At 72.4% G+C, this 17,444-nt stretch carries 17 protein-coding genes; 2 read left to right on the forward strand and 15 right to left on the reverse strand.

The features are described from left to right. Positions 1 to 36: 36 nt before the first annotated feature. From AB4880_RS18800 to ffh, 8 genes are all read right to left on the reverse strand, one after another. The gene (locus AB4880_RS18800) at positions 37 to 276 is read right to left on the reverse strand and encodes an RNA-binding protein (RefSeq protein ID WP_038680265.1); all 240 of its coding nucleotides are present in this window, start codon (positions 274 to 276) and stop codon (positions 37 to 39) included. Between the two features lie 4 nt (positions 277 to 280). Further along, positions 281 to 787: a 30S ribosomal protein S16 gene (rpsP, locus tag AB4880_RS18805; RefSeq protein ID WP_367920757.1), complete on the reverse strand. Its 507-nt coding sequence runs from the start codon at positions 785 to 787 to the stop codon at positions 281 to 283. A 195-nt stretch (positions 788 to 982) separates the two neighbouring features. Further along, positions 983 to 1,852, reverse strand: a complete 870-nt coding sequence (locus tag AB4880_RS18810; protein WP_367920758.1) for an ATP-grasp domain-containing protein — start codon at positions 1,850 to 1,852, stop codon at positions 983 to 985. Then, positions 1,849 to 2,526: a hypothetical protein gene (locus AB4880_RS18815; RefSeq protein ID WP_367920759.1), complete on the reverse strand. Its 678-nt coding sequence runs from the start codon at positions 2,524 to 2,526 to the stop codon at positions 1,849 to 1,851. The genes AB4880_RS18810 and AB4880_RS18815 overlap by 4 nt, the downstream gene beginning before the upstream one ends. Next, a complete protein-coding gene (locus AB4880_RS18820) occupies positions 2,523 to 4,424 on the reverse strand; it encodes a S8 family serine peptidase (RefSeq protein ID WP_367920760.1) in 1,902 nt (633 codons plus the stop codon). The genes AB4880_RS18815 and AB4880_RS18820 overlap by 4 nt, the downstream gene beginning before the upstream one ends. Positions 4,425 to 4,519: 95 nt before the next feature. Next, positions 4,520 to 5,593 (reverse strand): amidohydrolase family protein, encoded by a 1,074-nt coding sequence (locus AB4880_RS18825; RefSeq protein WP_367920761.1) that lies wholly within the window; start codon positions 5,591 to 5,593, stop codon positions 4,520 to 4,522. Positions 5,594 to 5,603: 10 nt separating this feature from the next. Further along, on the reverse strand, positions 5,604 to 6,005 hold the full coding sequence (locus AB4880_RS18830; RefSeq protein ID WP_367920762.1) for a PIN domain-containing protein: 402 nt from the start codon (positions 6,003 to 6,005) through the stop codon (positions 5,604 to 5,606). Positions 6,006 to 6,069: 64 nt separating this feature from the next. Next, positions 6,070 to 7,644 carry a signal recognition particle protein gene (gene ffh / locus AB4880_RS18835; protein ID WP_367920763.1) on the reverse strand — a complete coding sequence of 525 codons (1,575 nt, stop codon included), beginning with the start codon at positions 7,642 to 7,644 and terminating at the stop codon, positions 6,070 to 6,072. A 184-nt stretch (positions 7,645 to 7,828) separates the two neighbouring features. Here ffh and AB4880_RS18840 point away from each other — a divergent pair, with 184 nt between their 5' ends. Together AB4880_RS18840 and AB4880_RS18845 are read left to right on the forward strand one after the other, a co-directional pair. Then, on the forward strand, positions 7,829 to 10,018 hold the full coding sequence (locus AB4880_RS18840) for a carbon starvation CstA family protein (protein ID WP_367920764.1): 2,190 nt from the start codon (positions 7,829 to 7,831) through the stop codon (positions 10,016 to 10,018). Next, positions 10,015 to 10,200, forward strand: a complete 186-nt coding sequence (locus tag AB4880_RS18845; protein ID WP_367920765.1) for a YbdD/YjiX family protein — start codon at positions 10,015 to 10,017, stop codon at positions 10,198 to 10,200. The genes AB4880_RS18840 and AB4880_RS18845 overlap by 4 nt, the downstream gene beginning before the upstream one ends. 13 nt (positions 10,201 to 10,213) lie before the next feature. On the opposite strand, the gene AB4880_RS18850 is transcribed toward AB4880_RS18845, so the two are convergent. From AB4880_RS18850 to AB4880_RS18880, 7 genes are all read right to left on the reverse strand, one after another. Next, positions 10,214 to 12,442, reverse strand: a complete 2,229-nt coding sequence (locus AB4880_RS18850; protein ID WP_367920766.1) for a [protein-PII] uridylyltransferase — start codon at positions 12,440 to 12,442, stop codon at positions 10,214 to 10,216. A gap of 19 nt (positions 12,443 to 12,461) precedes the next feature. Continuing rightward, a complete protein-coding gene (locus AB4880_RS18855; protein WP_367920767.1) occupies positions 12,462 to 12,800 on the reverse strand; it encodes a P-II family nitrogen regulator in 339 nt (112 codons plus the stop codon). Continuing rightward, positions 12,797 to 14,113, reverse strand: coding sequence for an ammonium transporter (locus tag AB4880_RS18860; protein ID WP_367920768.1), 1,317 nt, complete (start codon positions 14,111 to 14,113; stop codon positions 12,797 to 12,799). Before AB4880_RS18860 ends, AB4880_RS18855 begins: the two co-directional genes overlap by 4 nt. Before the next feature lie 114 nt (positions 14,114 to 14,227). Further along, a complete protein-coding gene (locus AB4880_RS18865) occupies positions 14,228 to 14,566 on the reverse strand; it encodes a P-II family nitrogen regulator (RefSeq protein ID WP_367920769.1) in 339 nt (112 codons plus the stop codon). Then, positions 14,563 to 15,921: an ammonium transporter gene (locus AB4880_RS18870; protein ID WP_367920770.1), complete on the reverse strand. Its 1,359-nt coding sequence runs from the start codon at positions 15,919 to 15,921 to the stop codon at positions 14,563 to 14,565. The genes AB4880_RS18865 and AB4880_RS18870 overlap by 4 nt, the downstream gene beginning before the upstream one ends. Before the next feature lie 105 nt (positions 15,922 to 16,026). Then, positions 16,027 to 17,169, reverse strand: coding sequence for a signal recognition particle-docking protein FtsY (gene ftsY, locus AB4880_RS18875; protein ID WP_367920771.1), 1,143 nt, complete (start codon positions 17,167 to 17,169; stop codon positions 16,027 to 16,029). A 51-nt stretch (positions 17,170 to 17,220) separates the two neighbouring features. Beyond that, positions 17,221 to 17,433, reverse strand: coding sequence for a hypothetical protein (locus tag AB4880_RS18880; protein ID WP_367920772.1), 213 nt, complete (start codon positions 17,431 to 17,433; stop codon positions 17,221 to 17,223). Between the last annotated feature and the right edge of the window lie 11 nt (positions 17,434 to 17,444).

Consider the following 17,444-nt stretch of genomic DNA (forward strand, 5'->3'; position numbering starts at 1 on the left):
GGTGGGGAGACGCCCGTTCGTGCCGTTGCTTGTCGCCTAGCGGCGGTCGGTGTCGACGAAGTCGATCCGGGTGCCGCCGTTGCCGGCGATCGCGGAGACCACGGTGCGGAAGGCGGTGGCCGTACGGCCGCCGCGACCGATCACCTTGCCGAGGTCGTCGGGGTGGACCCGGACCTCGAGCACGGAACCACGACGCAGCTGCTTGTCGCGCACGACGACGTCGTCGGGGTGGTCGACCACTCCGCGGACGAGGTGCTCCAGCGCGTCAGCCAACACGGACTCAGGCCTCGGTGCTGTCGGCGGCCGGAGCCTCGGCGGCGGGCTCCTCGGCCGGGGTCTCCTCGGCGGCGGGGGCCTCGACCTTCTCGGCCTTCTCGGCCTTCTCGGCCTTCTCGGCCTTCTTCTCGGTCTTCTTGGCGGTCACCGCGGCGCCCTTGGGCTCGTTGGCGGCCTCCTTGAGGGCCTCGTTGAAGATCTCGAGCTTGTCGCGCTTGGGCTCCTTGACCTTCAGGGTGCCCTCGGCGCCCTCGGTGCCCTTGAACTTCTGCCAGTCACCGGTGATCTTGAGGATCGCCTCGACGGCCTCGGTCGGCTGCGCGCCGACGCCGAGCCAGTACTGCGCCCGCTCGGAGACGACGTCGATGTACGACGGGTCCTCCTTGGGGTGGTACTTGCCGATCTCCTCGATCACCGCGCCGTCGCGCTTCTTGCGCGAGTCGGTGATGACGATGCGGTACTGCGGGACCCGGACCTTGCCCAGGCGCTTCAGACGGATCTTGACGGCCACGTTTGTGGTGTCTCCTTGAGAATTCGTGGTGGGTGAGGCTCGAGCGACCAGGTGGGGAACACCGGGGCCCGGACTCGATGGGCGCTGCACCCACCGGTTGAGAGGGACCGGAAGGCGCAGAACTCAGTGGACAAGTCTGCCAGACGTCCGGCGTCCTTCACGAATCGGTCCCGCACCCTGATCCCACGCCTGCTCTCATGCCTGGGCCAGGTGCTCGGCGAGGGCGGTCGCGATGGCCCGGTCGCCGGTGTCGAAGCAGGTGTAAGCCGGGGAGGTGTTGACCTCCCAGCAGTACCAGCGGCCGTCCTGCCCGAAGCGCAGGTCGATGCCCGCGAGCTCGAGCCCGAGGGTGGCGGTGAGCGCGCGGCACCGGTCGGCGACGTCGTCGGGGAGGTCGGTCGGCTCGAGCGTGAAGCCGCCGTAGCGGTAGTCGACGGCGTCGGAGCAGATCCGGTGGGCGAAGAGCCGCTCCCCCACCGCGTGCACGCGGTACTCGACGCCCGCGACGAACCGCTGCAGCTGGGTCGGGCACCACCGCACCGCGGCGAGGTCGTCGCCGGGCGCGAGCGTCCGGACGATGCTGCGGGTGCCGCTGATCGACTTCACGATCGCCCCGCCGTGCGCGGCGACGAAGGCCGCGGCCGCCTCCGGGTCGGTGGTGAGCAGCGTCTCCGGGACCGCGAACCCGACCGCGGCGATGACCCGCGACTGCCGCGGCTTGGAGTGGTTGCTCAACCCCGCCGAGGGCCGGTTGACGACCCGGACGGACGACGGCGCCGCCTCGGCCCACTCCCGCAGGTCGAGCGTCAGCCGGGTCAGCCGCCGGCGCTCGGCCGCGTCGACGGCGTCGCCGAGGTCGTAGGGGCGCAGGTAGATCCCGCGGACGTCCTCGACCGGCACCGCGCGTCCGCCGACGACGAGCACCAGCCGGTCGGCGGTCCGCTCGACGACGGCGTCGGCGCAGGCCGTCTGGTCGACAAAGAGGTACGGCGTGCCGCGGTCCGCCAGCACCTGCCGGACGTCGTCCAGCGGGGTGTCGGTGCGCAGCCCGTGCAGCACGATCACGACGCCGCCTCCTCGCCCACCAGCCGGCCGACGAGCGCCCGGATCGCGTGCCGGACCGGCTCGGTCCGCACCAGCGGCGCCGGGAGGACGGCGTGCAGCCGCGGGAGCGCCGTACCGCCGCCGAGGTCGACGATCGCCGACAGGAGCGGCGCCGCGTGGGCGATGGCCATCCGGGCCAGGCGGCGCCGTACCTCGAGGCTGGGCTCGGGCCCCTCCCCCGCGACCCGGAACACCTCGTCGCCGACGACAGTGACGACGGCGGGCGCGATCGGCTCCTCCCCGCCGGTCATCGGCAGGTCGGCGGCGGCCGCCCAGGCGGCAGTCGGCGGGCAGGGCCCGGCGAGGCCGGCATGGGAGGGCGCGACCAGGCAGCGGCCGTCGAGGGTCTCCAGCCAGTGGCCGAGGAAGGAGGTCATCTCGGTCGCGACATAGGCGCGGTGCTCCTCGGCGATCCAGGTCAGGTCGCCCGCCTCGACGCCGGCGAGGAGCGAGACCAGGCAGCGCACCCGGTCGTCGGCGAACGGCTCGCCGTCGGCGATCCCCCGGCCGGGCTCCTGGCCCAGCGACCAGCCGGCCAGCGACAGGTCGGCCGGGGTGAGCAGGCGTGCGCCCGCCCACCCCGCGACCAGGGCCGCGGCCCCGGGGTCCCGCTCGGAGGCGAGGACCAGGATCACGACGCCCCTTCGGCGCGGGCGCCGTTGACGGCGGCCTCGACGACCTCGCCGGTGACGTCGGGCCGGTCCTCGGCCTTGACGAAGGGCGCACCCTTGCTGCCGACGACCCGCTCGATCCGGTCGAGGCGCTTGATCACCTCGTCGAGACCCTGGATCTCCTTCGCCTTCTCGGGCAGCACGACGTGGTCGTGGTCGAAGACGTCGTCCTGCTCGCGACCGGCGAGCTTGGTCAGGTCGGGGATCTCGAGGGAGACCTCCTTGACCCGGTCCTTGTAGATGTCGATGTCGCGGACCAGCTCCTTGTAGCGGAGCTTGAGGTCGTCCTCGAACCGGAACCGCTTCACGACCCGCGAGGCCGCCCGCAGCGCGGCGTACACGTCGATCCGGCCGTAGCCGAGCTGCTCGTTCCAGGTGCCGTTCGGGTGGCCCGAGACGTTGGCGTACGGCAGCGGGCCGGTCTTGGCCGCCGTGGTCTCGATGATCCGGCGGACCTGGACGTTGGTGAGCGTGGAGTTGCGGGACCGGATCAGCGCGGCGAGCGCGGCCACGTGCGGGGTGGCGGCGGAGGTGCCGTTGAACGTCCCCGTGTAGTCGGTCGCGGTGTAGCCGGCGGCGCCGAGCCGGTCGGTCGTCGGGATCCGGACGCCGGGCGCGACGACCGACATCTGCGGTCCGTAGTTGGCGCCCCACGGCTCGCCGTCCGGGCTGGCCGGCGACTTGCGGTTGTCGACCTGGTCGCTGGCGCCGATCGCCATGACGAGCGGGTTGGTCGCCGGGTAGGTGATGCCGTTGGCGGTGTTCTGGTTGTGCGTGGCGACGCACAGGATCATGTTGGCGTTGAACGCCTCCTGGATCGCCGGGTCGATCACCGCGTGGCTCCAGGCGTTCCAGCCGAAGCTCATCGAGACCACCTGGGCGCCCTGCATCCGGGCGTAGCGCAGGCCCGCGGCGACCTCGGTGTCGGTCCACCGCGAGAACGCGATCGGCAGCAGCCGGCAGCCGCCCGCGAGACCCGCGACGCCGAGGCCGTTGTCGATCCGGGCCCCCACGATGCCCGCGCAGGCGGTGCCGTGGTTGCCGGTGGGCGCGCCGGTGCCGGACATGGTGCCGAGGTTGATGCCGTTGTGCAGGAAGCCGCCGACCAGGTCGGGGTGGCCCAGCTCGACGCCCTCGTCGAGGATCGCCACGGTCACGGCGGACGAGCCGACGGTGAGGTCCCAGCCCGTCGTACCGGGGCCGCCGGCGTGGATCTGACGCAGGTTCCACTGGTCGACGTACATCGGGTCGTTGGCGTCGTGCGCCACCGGCACCCGCATCGGCACCCACTCGAGCCGGACCTCGACCGGCCGCCCGAGCGCCTCGGCGATCCGGTCCGGCAGGTCGTACGCCGGCGTCGTCGCCGGGTCGGTCACGGTGAAGTAGTCGTGGTCGCCCAGCAGCGACGAGCGGACCTCGTCGCGCTGCAGGCCCAGCGCGCTCACCCGGGCCAGCTCGGCCGGGTCGGCGACGTCGGCGTGCAGGAGGACGACCGCGTCGGCGGCCGGCGCGAGGTCCTCGACGCCGGCGCCGAAGTCGGCGGTGTAGACGGGCGCCGCCCACGCGACGCTGCCGCCGGTGGTGGCCGCGGTGATGGCGTCGGCATCGACCTCGGACCCGTCGGCCGTCTTGGCGAAGACGAAGTCCGGGCCCTCGTTGACGGGCTGCTTGCGGACGCTGCCTTGCTCGCCCGCGGCGGCGGCCGGGCCGTCGTCCCCCGCCCGGACCAGGCCGAGCGAGCTCAGGACGTCGCCCGCCGCCGCGGCGGGGCCGCCCGACCGCGGCGACAGGAGGACGCGGTCGGGCTGGGGGGTGAGCTCCACGCCGGAGGGGTGCGTGAGGTGCTCGGGGTAGCGGTACATGGTGGGCTCCTTCGGGAGGGGCGCGACCGAGGCGGTCGCTCACCACAAGGAGCGGGCGGGCGGGGTCCCTGATACGTCCGGTGTGGAAAACGGGCTCAGGCCACGACCTTGCCGCGCAGCACCACCCGCGACGGCTCGGCGAGCACCGACAGGTCCTCGACCGGGTTGCGCGGGTAGATCACGAAGTCGGCCGGGTCACCCTCGTCGAGGCCCGGGTTCCAGCCCAGCCAGGCACGGCCGCGCCACGACGCGGCGCCGAGGACGTAGTCGTTGGGCAGGCCCATCGCGGCCATCGCGAGGATCTCCTCGTGCAGCACGCCGTGGCGCGCCGAGCCACCGCCGTCGCTGCCGACGAACATCGCGACGCCGGCGTCGTAGGCGTTCATCAGCACCTCGCGCCGGGTCGCGTAGAGGGACTCCATGGTCGCGCTGTACGCCGGGAACTTGTCGCGCGCCGCCGACACGAACTCGGGGAACTTGCTGGTCTGCAGCACCGTCGGCACCAGCGCCACCCCGTGCGCCACCATCTGCTCGAGGTGGGCGGCGGTGAGGCCGGTGCCGTGCTCGATGCAGTCGATGCCGGCGTCGAGCAGCGGGCCGAGCGAGTCGGCGCCGAAGCAGTGGGCGGTCACCTTGGCGCCGTTGGCGTGGGCGACCTCGATGGCCGCGGCGACCGCGTCGGCCGGGAAGGACGGCGTCAGGTCGCCCTCCTCGCGCGAGATCCAGTCACCGACCAGCTTGACCCAGCCGTCGCCGGCCTGGGCCTGCTCGCCGAGGGTGTCGGGCAGCGCGTCCGGCTCGACCTCCTGGCCGTAGTTGCGCAGGTAGCGCTGGGTCCGGGCGACGTGGCGGCCGCAGCGGATCAGGCGCGGGAGGTCGTCGCGCTCGTGCACCCAGCGGGTGTCGGCGGGCGAGCCGCAGTCACGGGTGAGCAGGACGCCGTTGTCGCGGTCGAGGATCGCGGTCCGCTCGATCTCGGCGTCGTCGACCGCGCCGCCGTCCTCGAGGCCGAGGTGGTTGTGGGCGTCGACCAGGCCGGGCACGATCCAGCCCTCGCCGGCGAGCTCAGCGCCGGCCGGGCGCTCGTAGGTGATCCGCCCGTCGACGACGTACACCTCCCGGGACTCGCCGTCGGGCAGGACCGGACCGGAGAACCGCAGCGCACTCACGCGCCCGACGCTATCGCCCGAGCTCCGCCAGCAGCCAGGTCGGTGACACGGTGGTCGCGCCGACGCCGTGGACGCGCGCGTCGAGGGCGCGGTCGGCGGTCACCACGACGACGCGGGTGCCGGGCGACTTCTCGACGGCCCGCTTGGCCTCGGCGACGATCGCGGCGTCGCCGTCCTTGGGCGCGTGGACCGTGCGCACATGCGCGTCACGGCCAGCCCGGACGCCGCCCTTGGCCTGGCCCTCGAGCACCAGGACGACGACGTCGTAGCCGACGTCGGCGACGAGCAGCTGCTCGTGCAGCCGCGCCGCCGCCCCGGCACGGTCCTTCCACCAGCCGTCGGCGCGCGCACCGACGACATTGGCGGCGTCGACGATCAACGTCGCCTTCGGCGACCGGCTCGCTGCGCTCACCGTTGGACCTCGCTTCGCTCGGACGCCTTGTGATGCGAAGTGACCAGGCTCGCTTCGCTCGCGGTCACTTCAGGAACTTGGAGAAGTCCTTCGGCAGCTGCAGGTTCTCGGCGGCGGCCTCGTAGTCGATGTCCTGCCCGATGCCGAACGGGTTCGGCTTCGCCTCGTCGGCCTTCGCCTTCGCGGCAGCGGCGTCCTGGGCGGCCTTGGCCGGGTTGCCGGAGCGGCGCGCGCCCTTGCCCTTGGCCTGCTTGGCCTTCTGCTTGGCGCTGACCCGCTTGCCGCCACCGGAGCCCATCCCGGGCATCCCGGGCATCCCCGGCATGCCGGGCATCCCGCCGCCGCGCGCCATCTGCATCATCATCTTGCGCGCCTCGAAGAAGCGGTCGACGAGGTTGTTGACGTCGGAGACGGTGCGGCCGGAGCCCTTGGCGATGCGGGCGCGGCGGGAGCCGTCGATGACCTTGGGGTTGGCGCGCTCGGCCGGGGTCATCGAGCGGATGATCGCCTCGATCCGGTCGATCTCGCGGTCGTCGAAGTTCTCGAGCTGCTCGCGGATCTGGCCCATGCCGGGCAGCATCCCGAGGATCTTCTGCATCGAGCCGAGCTTCTTCAGCTGCTGCATCTGGCCGAGGAAGTCGTCGAGCGTGAAGTCGCCGTCCGACAGCTTCTGCGCCGCCTTGAGTGCCTCCTCCTGGTCGAAGGCCTTCTCGGCCTGCTCGATCAGGGTGAGGACGTCGCCCATGTCCAGGATGCGCGAGGCCATCCGGTCGGGGTGGAAGACGTCGAAGTCGGTCATCTTCTCGCCGGAGGAGGCGAACATGACCGGCTTGCCGGTGACGTGGCGGATCGACAGCGCGGCGCCGCCGCGGGCGTCGCCGTCGAGCTTGGTGAGGACGACGCCGTCGTAGCCGACGCCGTCGAGGAAGGCCTGCGCGGTGACCAGCGCGTCCTGACCGATCATCGCGTCGACGACGAAGAGCACCTCGTCGGGCTGGACGGCGTCGCGGATGCCGGCGGCCTGCGCCATCATCTCCGCGTCGACGCCGAGCCGGCCCGCGGTGTCGACGATGACGACGTCGTGCAGCTTGCGCTTGGCCTCCTCGATCGAGGCCTTCGCCACCGAGACCGGGTCGCCGACGCCGTTGCCGGGCTCGGGCGCGTAGACCGGCACGCCGACCTTCTCGCCGTTGACCTGCAGCTGCTGGACGGCGTTGGGGCGCTGCAGGTCGCAGGCCACGAGCATCGGGGTCTTGCCCTGCTCCTTGAGCCACAGCGCGAGCTTGGCCGCGAGGGTGGTCTTACCGGCACCCTGCAGACCCGCGAGCATGATGACCGTCGGGCCGGTCTTCGCGTAGCGCAGCCGGCGGGTCTCGCCGCCGAGGATCTCGATCAGCTCGTCGTTGACGATCTTGACGACCTGCTGGGCGGGGTTCAGCGCACCGCTGACCTCCTCGCCGCGGGCGCGCTCCTTGATCGCGGAGACGAACTCCTTGACGACGGGCAGCGCCACGTCGGCCTCGAGCAGCGCGATCCGGATCTCGCGGGCGGTCGCGTCGATGTCGGCCTCGGAGAGCCGACCCTTGCCGCGCAGGTTCTTGAAGGTCGCGGTGAGGCGGTCGGAAAGTGTGGCGAACAAGAGCGTTGCGTCCTCGTCGGAGTCGTCGGTAGAAGTGGGGTCTTCGAACACCGATCGTAACCGGCGGTGCCGTGAGGCCCGACGTCTGCGGTGGACGTTCGAGGGTACTGCGCCTGAAGCACAGCACCGGCGCGGTGGTCGGGCGTGCCATCGGGGGCACCCCGCCTGGCGGAGGAGGTCAACGATGAGCGCAACGACATCCGTACGGCGACCGGGCGGCCCACGCCGCCGGATCACACCCCTCGGCATCGCGATCTGGGGCGGCATCGCCGTCGTGGGCGCGGTCTGCTGGACGGTGCTCGCCCTCTCCCGGGGCGAGGAGGTGTCGGCCCTGTGGATCCTGTTCGCGGCGCTCGCGTCGTACGCGATCGCCTACCGGTTCTATGCGCGGTTCATCGCCGATCGCGTGCTCGAGGTCGACGACGCCCGCGCCACCCCGGCCGAACGGCTGGAGAACGGCCAGGACTTCGACGTCACCGACCGGCGGGTGCTCTTCGGGCACCACTTCGCAGCGATCGCCGGCGCCGGTCCGCTCGTCGGCCCGGTGCTGGCCGCGCAGATGGGCTACCTGCCCGGCACCATCTGGATCATCGTCGGCGTGATCCTGGCCGGGGCGGTCCAGGACATGATGGTCCTCTTCTACTCGATGCGCCGCGACGGCAAGAGCCTCGGGCAGATGGTGCGCGAGGAGATCGGGCCGGTCGGCGGCGCGGCCGCGCTGATCGCCGTCTTCGCGATCATGATCATCATCCTCGCGGTCCTCGCGCTGGTCGTCGTCAACGCACTGGCCGCGTCGCCCTGGGGCGTCTTCTCGATCGGGCTGACCATCCCGATCGCGCTGTTCATGGGCTTCTACCTGCGCTACCTGCGCCCGGGCCGCGTCAGCGAGGCCACCGCGATCGGCGTGGGCCTGATGCTGCTGGCCATCGTCGTGGGCGGCTGGATCGACCACACGGCCCTGGGCGACGCCCTGACGCTCTCGCACGAGACGCTGACGATCTGCCTGGTCGTCTACGGCTTCGTCGCGTCGGTGCTGCCGGTGTGGATGCTGCTGACGCCGCGCGACTATCTCTCCACGTTCATGAAGGTCGGCGTCATCGTGCTGCTCGCCGTCGGGCTGCTGCTCGCCCGCCCGGCGCTCCAGGCCGACGACGTCACGGGCTTCGCGCTGCACGGCGACGGCCCGGTGTTCGCGGGCAAGCTGTTCCCGTTCGTCTTCATCACCATCGCGTGCGGCGCGCTCTCCGGCTTCCATGCCCTGATCTCCTCGGGCACCACGCCGAAGATGATCGCCAAGGAGAGCCACGTCCGGATGATCGGCTACGGCGGCATGCTGATGGAGTCCTTCGTCGCGATCAGCGCGCTCATCGCGGCGTGCGTGATCGACCAGGGTCTCTACTTCGCGATGAACAGCCCGGCGGGCGTGACCGGCGGCACCGCCTCGAGCGCCGCCGACTTCGTCCGGACGCTCGGCTTCACCATCTCGCCCGACACGCTGAGCCACGCGGCGGCCGCCGTCCAGGAGCCCACGCTGATCTCGCGGACCGGCGGCGCCCCGACGCTCGCGGTCGGCATCTCGCAGGTCTTCAGCGACGCGTTCGGCGGCGGGCTGGCCGCGTTCTGGTACCACTTCGCGATCATGTTCGAGGCGCTGTTCATCCTCACCGCCGTCGACGCCGGCACCCGGGTGGGCCGGTTCATGCTGCAGGACACCATCGGCAACGTCTGGCACCGGTACGCCGACACCTCGTGGCGCCCGGCCGCCTGGTCGGCCAGCGCGCTGGTCGTGGCGGCCTGGGGCTACATGCTCTACATCGGCGTCACCGACCCGCTCGGCGGCATCAACCAGCTGTTCCCCCTGTTCGGCATCTCGAACCAGCTGCTCGCCGCGATCGCGCTGTGCGTGTGCGTCACGCTGATGCTCAAGCACGGCAAGCTGCGCTGGGTGTGGGTGCCGCTCGTCCCGCTCGCCTGGGATCTCGTCACCACGATGACCGCGAGCTGGCAGAAGGTGTTCTCCGACAACCCGGCCATCGGCTACTTCGCGCAGGCCGACCGCTACCGGACGGCCCGCGACGCCGGCCAGCTGCTGGCCCCGGCCAAGAGCGCCGGACAGATGGACCAGGTGGTCACCAACTCGACCACCAACGGCGTGCTCCAGCTGACCTTCGCCGTGCTCGTGCTCGTCGTCGTCGCCAATGCGGCCGTCGTGTGGGTCCGCGCGATCCGTGCCGGCACCCTGCCGACGACCGAGGTGCCGGCCACGCCGTCGCAGATCGTGGCTCCCGCCGACTTCTTCGCGACCGCCGACGAGAAGGAGGCCGTCCGCGCCTGGGAGGAGTCCCGGCTGAGTGGCACCGGGCGGTCGCGATGATTCCCCTGGCCCGCGCCTGGCGCGGCCTGCGGTGGTACGTCCGCGAGCTCACCGGCGAGGCGCGGTGGGACGAGTACGTCGACCGCTGCGCCCGGGAGGGCGTCGTACCGATGTCGCGGCGGGCGTTCGAGCGGCACCGGGCCGACCTGCGCGAGCACGATCCGCAGTCCCGCTGCTGCTGAGGCGTCGCGCGGATCAGACGGACCCCCTGATCGCCCGTCGTACGGCGTGCGCGGCGTCCGCCGCGCGGGTGTCCGAGAGCGCCCCGGCCGAGGCCTCCTGGACGTAGAAGACGTCGACCGCCTGAGGTCCGAGCGTGGAGATGTGCGCCGAGCGGACCGTCATGTCGAGCGCGGCGAGCGCGGCGCTGACGACGTACACGACGCCGAGCCGGTCGGCGGCGCGCACCTCGATGACGGTGGCGTGGTCGCTCGCCTCGGGCCGGACGACGACCGCCGGGTCGAGGTCGCCGGGCGCGTGCCGCGGGGCGAGCCGCGCGGCGGGGTCGACGCGGCGGGCGACGATCGCGTCGAACTGGTCGCGCAGCGCGCCGGGGTCGAGGTGGTCGTCGGCGACGTCCCAGACCGAGACGGCGTACTCCCCCTGGGCCCACAGCCGCGCGGCCCGCACGCCGATCCGCCGCAGCGCGAAGAGCGCGGCGACGTCGGCGAGGAGGCCGACCCGGTCGAGGGCGACGACGGTGACCCGGGAGCCGTCGGCGACCGGCTCGACCTCGATGGCCACCTCGTCGCTGCTCACGCCCGCGGGGATCGCGACCTCCTCGACCGTGAAGGCGGGCGGCGTGGTGCCCCGCTCCAGCGCGGTCCGGGCGCGGCGGGCGAGGTCGAGCACCAGCCCGGCCCGCCACGACGACCACGCCTTGGGCGAGGTGGCCTTCGCATCCGCCTCCGTGAGCGCGGTGAGGAGCGCGAGCGCCTCCGGGCTGTCGATGTGCTCGAGCAGCGCGTCGACGGTCGCCGGATCGTCGGGGTCGCGGGTGGTGGCGATCTCGGCGAGCAGCAGGTGACGTCGTACGAGCGTGCCGACCAGGTCGACCTCGGCCGGCCCGAAGCCCATCCGGGACGCGATCGCCCGCGCGATCGGCTCGCCGGCCAGGCTGTGCTCGGTCAGCCCGCCCTTGCCGATGTCGTGCAGCAGCGCGGCGACGACGAGCACGTCAGGGCGCGAGACGTCGCGGATCAGCGCCGCCGCCTCCACGCAGGTCTCGACGACGTGCCGGTCGACGGTGAACCGGTGGATCGCCGAGGCGTGCGGCAGCAGCCGGACCCGCTCCCACTCGGGGAGGATCCGCTCGAGCGCGCCGGTCTCCTCGAGCGTCTCCCAGACGCCGAGCAGGCCGGGGCCGGCAGCGAGCAGGCGGACGAGCTGCTGGCGCGCCTCGTCGGGCCACGGCTCGGGCAGCGGCGGGCACTCACGGACCAGCCGCGCGGCCGTCGGTGGCGCCAGCACCACATCCCGTACAGCGGCCTCGGCCGCCGCCCGCAGGAGCAGCACCGGGTCGTGCGCCGGGCGTGCGGCGCGGTCGAGCACCACCTCGCCCTGCGCGAGCGCGACACCGGGCGCGATCCGCTCGAGGTCGGGCCGCCGCGGCCGGGCGGCCGGTGTGCGGCGCAGCGCGTCGTCGGCGCGTCGCCAGGCGAGCCGGGAGAGGTGGGTGACCCGTCGTCCGAGCTCGCGCACATGGCGCTGCGCGGCCGCCTCGTCGGGCAGGCCGAGCCCCTCGGCGATCGGCCCCCAGTGCTCGGGGGCGATCCGGTCGGTCGCCCGCCCGGCCGCCGCGTGCAGCACGTCGCGGGCGTCGAGCAGCTGCTGGCGGCAGCGCTCCAGGTCGGCCGCGGGGACGTCGACCAGCCAGCTCGCGGTCAGGCTCTTGAGCACGGTCGCGTCGCGCAGACCGCCCTCGGCCTCCTTGAGGTCCGGCAGCGACAGGTGGGCGAGCTCGCCGACCAGCCGGTGCCGGCTGCGGACCAGCTCGTGCAGCTCGGGCAGCCGCTCGCGGGCCTGGCGACGCCAGTGCGCCAGGACCGTCGTCCGCAGCTCCAGCGCGAGGCTGTGGTCGCCCGCGACGTGGCGGACGTCGAGCAGTCCCGACGCCACCCGGACGTCGGCCTCCGCGGCGGCCAGCATCTCCGGCAGCGTGCGGACGGAGTGGTCGAGCCGGTGCCCGGAGTCCCACAGCGGGTACCAGACCTGGCCGGCCAGCTCGTGCCACTTCTCCTCGTCGACGCCCGTGCCGGCGACGAGGACCAGGTCGAGGTCGGAGTACGGCGCCAGCTCGCCGCGGCCGTAGCCGCCGACGGCGACGAGGGCCACGCCGGTGTCGGGTCCGGCCGCCGCGTCGTACGCACCCGCGCTCAGGGCGTCGGCCGCCTCGGTGCGGGCGGCACGCTCGACCGCCGTCATCCAGGACCCATCGCCGGCGCTAGACCGCGGCCGGTCCGGTGTCGCCGGTGCGCACCCGCACCACGGTCTCGACGGGCGTCACCCAGATCTTGCCGTCGCCGACGCGTCCGGTCTGCGCGGCGCTGCTGATCGTCTCGACGATCTGGTCGACGTCGGCGTCGTCGGCGACGATCTCGATGCGCACCTTCGGCACCATCGCGATGTCGTACTCGGCGCCGCGGTAGACCTCCGTGTGGCCCTTCTGCCGGCCGTAGCCGCTGACCTCGCTGACGGTCATCCCGTTGACGCCGACGGCCTCCAGCGCCTGGCGGACGTCCTCCCACTTGTGCGGCTTGACCACCGCGCTGATCAGCTTCATGAGTGCAGCGTGCCAGTCCCGGGACCGAAATGGGGGCGGGCACCGCCGGTGATGTGGAGGTCGTACGCCGTCTCGGCGTGGATCACCAGGTCGACGCCCGCGACCTCGTGCTCGGGGTCGATCCGGAAGCCGACCGTCCGCTCGAGGACCCACACCAGCAGCGCGGTCATCGCGAACGAGAACACGAGGGTCACGCCCGCCGCCACCAGCTGGCGGCCGAGCTGCCCCGCTCCCCCGCCGTAGAACAGCCCGTCGACGGCGGTCACCTTCGACGACGCGAGCAGGCCGATCACGACCGTGCCGACCAGGCCGCCGACCAGGTGGACGCCGACGACGTCGAGCGAGTCGTCGTACTTGAAGGTGTACTTGAGGCCCACCGCGAGCGCGCAGATCGCGCCGGCCGCGACGCCGACGAGCATCGCACCGATCGGCGTGACCGCGCCGCAGGACGGCGTGATCGCGACCAGCCCGGCGACCACGCCCGACGCGGCGCCGAAGGAGGTCGCGTGCCCGTCGCGGAAGCGCTCGACGCCGAGCCAGGCCAGCAACCCGGTGCAGCCGGCGAGCAGCGTGTTGACGAAGACGATCGCGGCGGTGCGGTCGGCGGCCAGCGCGGAGCCCGCGTTGAACCCGAACCAGCCGAACCACAGCAGTCCCGCGCCGACCATGACGAGCGTCAGGTTGTGCGGCTTCATCGGGTCGCGGCCGAAGCCGACCCGCCGGCCGAGCACCAGCGCCGCGGCCAGGCCGGCCGCGCCGGAGTTGATCTCGACCGCCGTGCCGCCGGCGAAGTCGAGCGCGTGCAGGTGGCTCGACATCCAGCCGCCGCCGAAGATCCAGTGCGCCACCGGCGCGTAGACGAGCACCGTCCACAGGCCCGCGAACAGCAGCCAGGTGCCGAACCGGGTGCGGTCGGCGATCGCGCCGGCGATGAGCCCGACGGTGATGACCGCGAACAGGCCCTGGAAGGCGGCGAAGATGGTGATCGGGTACGACGCGCCGGGCTCGGCGTCGAGCATCCCGCGGAAGCCCAGGTACTGCCCCGGGTCGCCGAGCAGCCCGCCCCCGAGGTCGTCGCCGAAGGCGAGCGAGTAGCCCACGAGCACCCACACCACCATCACCACGGCGAGCGCCCCGAAGACCATCATCATCATGTTGAGCACGCTCTTCGAGCGCACCATGCCGCCGTAGAAGAACGCCAGTCCCGGGACCATGAGCAGCACGAGCGCCGCGGCGGCGAGGAGCCAGGCGGTGTCGCCGGCGGCCGTGGCCGGGGCCGGCGTACCGGCGGCGGTGAGGAGCAGATCGGGCATTCGCCCACTGTGCGGTCCCTATGTTTCGCAGGTGTAACAGGTCTCCCCGAGGGCGTTACGCCCCCGTGAAAGCAGGTGCAGGAATCCCCGGCGTACCGGGGATTCCTGCAGCGCTCAGAGCGCGGCGACGTCCGTGTCGCCGGTCCGCACCCGGACCACGGTCTCGACCGGGCTGACCCAGACCTTGCCGTCACCGATCCGCCCGGTGTGGGCGGTCTTGGTGACGATCCCGACGATGTCGGCGGTGTCGGAGTCGTCGACGACGATCTCGATCCGGATCTTCGGCACCAGCGCGATGTCGTACTCCGCGCCGCGGTAGACCTCGGTGTGGCCCTTCTGCCGGCCGTAGCCGCTGACCTCGCTGACGGTCATCCCGGTGACGCCGAAGGCCTCCAGCGCCTCCCGGACGTCCTCCCACTTGTGCGGCTTGATGACCGCGGTGACGAGCTTCATGCGTGGACCTCCGCTGCACTGGACGAGGAGACGGGCACCGACGTGCCCAGGATGGAGGAGGTACGGCGGGCGCCGCCACCCGTGCCGAGGTCGTACGCCGCCTCGCCGTGCTCGGCGAAGTCGATGCCGTCGACCTCGTCCTCGCCGTCGAGCCGCAGCCCGATCACGGCCTTGACGAGCAGGCCGACCACGAGCGTCACCGCGCCGGACCAGAGCATCGCGAAGAGCGCGACCGCGGTCTGGATGACGAGCTGGCGCGGGCCGCCGCCGGTCAGCAGGCCGCCGCCGTTGGAGGCGAGGAAGCCGATGCCGATCGTGCCGACCAGGCCGCCGACCAGGTGGACGCCGACGACGTCGAGCGAGTCGTCGTAGCCGAGCTTGTACTTGAGGCCGACCGCCAGGGCGCACAGACCGCCGGCGACCAGGCCGAGGACCATCGCGCTCCAGGGCACCAGGTTGCCGCAGGCCGGGGTGATCGCGACCAGGCCGGCGACGACGCCGGACGCGGCACCGAGGGAGGTGGCGTGGCCGTCACGCAGCTTCTCCACGAGCAGCCAGCCGAGCATCGCGGCGCAGGTGGCGAGCGTGGTGTTGAGCCAGACCAGGCCGGTCTCGGTGGTGTAGGCCTTGAGGTTGACGATCGAGCCGACGTTGAAGCCGAACCAGCCGAACCACAGCAGACCGGCGCCGATCATGGTGAGCGTCAGGTTGTGCGGCTTCATCGGCTCCTTGCCGAAGCCGATCCGCTTGCCGAGCAGCAGCGCGAGCACCAGGCCCGCGACACCGGCGTTGATGTGGACGACCGTGCCGCCGGCGTAGTCGATCGGCGCGACCGCGGCGCCGTCCTGACCGGAGAAGAGCAGGTCGGCGAGACCGTTCTTGACGCCGCTGAGGAAGCCGCCGCCCCAGACCATGTGGGCAAGGGGGAAGTACGACAGCGTGACCCAGATCGGCAGGAACAGCAGCCAGGCCGAGAACTTCATCCGGTCGGCCACCGCACCGCTGATCAGCGCGGCGGTGATCACCGCGAAGGTCAGCTGGAAGGCGACGAAGACGTAGTTGGCGGGGTCGGTCTTCTCCAGCCCGAACTGCGTGAACGGGTTGGAGAAGAGCTTGGCGATCTCCTTGCCCGTCGCGCCGCTCGTCGTGGCGTACGTCGTGCTGTACGACATGGACCAGCCCCAGAGGGCGTAGACGATGCCGACGACGCCGAGGGCGCTGAACGACATCATCATCATGTTGAGGACCGACTTGGTCCGGCTCATGCCGCCGTAGAAGAGCGCCAGGCCAGGGGCGGTCATCAACAGGACGAGCGAGGCCGACACCAGCATCCAGGTGTAGTAGCCGTTTTCCATGCCCCGACCTTCCGGGGGGCAGGTTTCGGGTCGCGCGGCGCGATGTTTCGCGCGGGTAACGACTTCGGGGAGGTCGTTACGAGCCCATGAACGGGCTCGACCGCGTCAGCCCAGCAACGCGTCGACGAAGGCGGCCGCGTCGAAGGGCGCCAGGTCGTCGGGGCCCTCGCCGAGGCCGACCAGCTTGACCGGGACGCCGAGCTGGCGCTGCACGGCGACGACGATGCCGCCCTTGGCGGAGCCGTCGAGCTTGGTGAGCACGATGCCGGTGACGTCGACGACCTCGGAGAAGACCTTGGCCTGGATCAGGCCGTTCTGGCCGGTGGTGGCGTCGAGGACCAGCAGCACCTCGGAGACCGGCGCCTGCTTCTCGATGACCCGCTTGACCTTGCCGAGCTCGTCCATCAGGCCCTGCTTGTTCTGCAGCCGGCCGGCGGTGTCGACGACGACGGTGTCGACCTGGCGGTCGACGCCCTGCTTGACCGCGTCGAAGGCGACGCTCGCGGGGTCGCCGCCCTCGGGGCCGCGCACGACCTCGACGCCGACCCGCTCACCCCAGGTGGCGAGCTGCTCGGTGGCGGCGGCGCGGAAGGTGTCCGCCGCGGCGAGGAGCGCCGTACGGTCGTCGGCGACGAGGATCCGGGCGAGCTTGCCGACGGTGGTGGTCTTGCCGGTGCCGTTGACCCCGACCACGAGGACGACGCCGGGCGTGTCGCCCTCGCCGCTGACCCGCAGCGCGCGGTCCATGGTCGGGTCGACCAGGTTGATCAGCTCCTCGCGCAGCACGGCGCGGGCGTCGGGGATCTGACCGCCCTCGACGCGCAGCCGGGTGCGCAGCCGCTCGACCAGCTCCTGGGTCGGCGCGACGCCGATGTCGGCGGTGAGGAGCAGGTCCTCGATCGCCTCCCAGGTGTCCTCGTCGAGCTTGTCGCGGCTGAGCAGGCCGAGCAGGCCGCGGCCCAGCGCGTTGGAGCCGGCCAGCCGCTGGCGCAGCCGGACCAGGCGGGACGCCGGCTTCTCGGGCTTCTCGAGGACGGGCGCGGCGGGCTCGGCCGGCGCCTCCTCGACCTCGGCCTCGGGCGCCTCGACCGGAGGCGCCGCGGTCTCGACCGGGGTGGTGATGACGTCGGTCGACGTCCCCTCGGGCAGCTCGCGCCCGGTACGTCGTACCCGCGTGCCGATGAAGCCGGCGATCGCGAGGACGCCGACGACGGCGATGCCGATGATGAGGTAGAGCCATTCACCCATGGCGCTATCCCACCACGCCGCGCTCCCGTGGCCGGAATCGCGTGCCCGGGCTCAGCCCAGGCGGAGCAGGTCGCGCTCGTCGTCCTCGAGGGTCGGGGCGGCGTCGACGGCCTTCCCCATCGCGTCGCCGATCCAGGGCGCGATCGGCATCTTCTCGCCGCGGCCGGGGTAGGCGACATACAGCGCGACGACCAGCGAGACGGCCAGGCTCAGCAAGATGGCGAGCACGACGAACAGCACCTTGGACTCCTCCGAGTAGGACACACCAGGACCTC

The organism is Nocardioides ginsengisoli (genome assembly GCF_039537225.1).
In the GTDB taxonomy this organism is placed as follows: Bacteria; Actinomycetota; Actinomycetes; order Propionibacteriales; family Nocardioidaceae; genus Nocardioides; species Nocardioides ginsengisoli.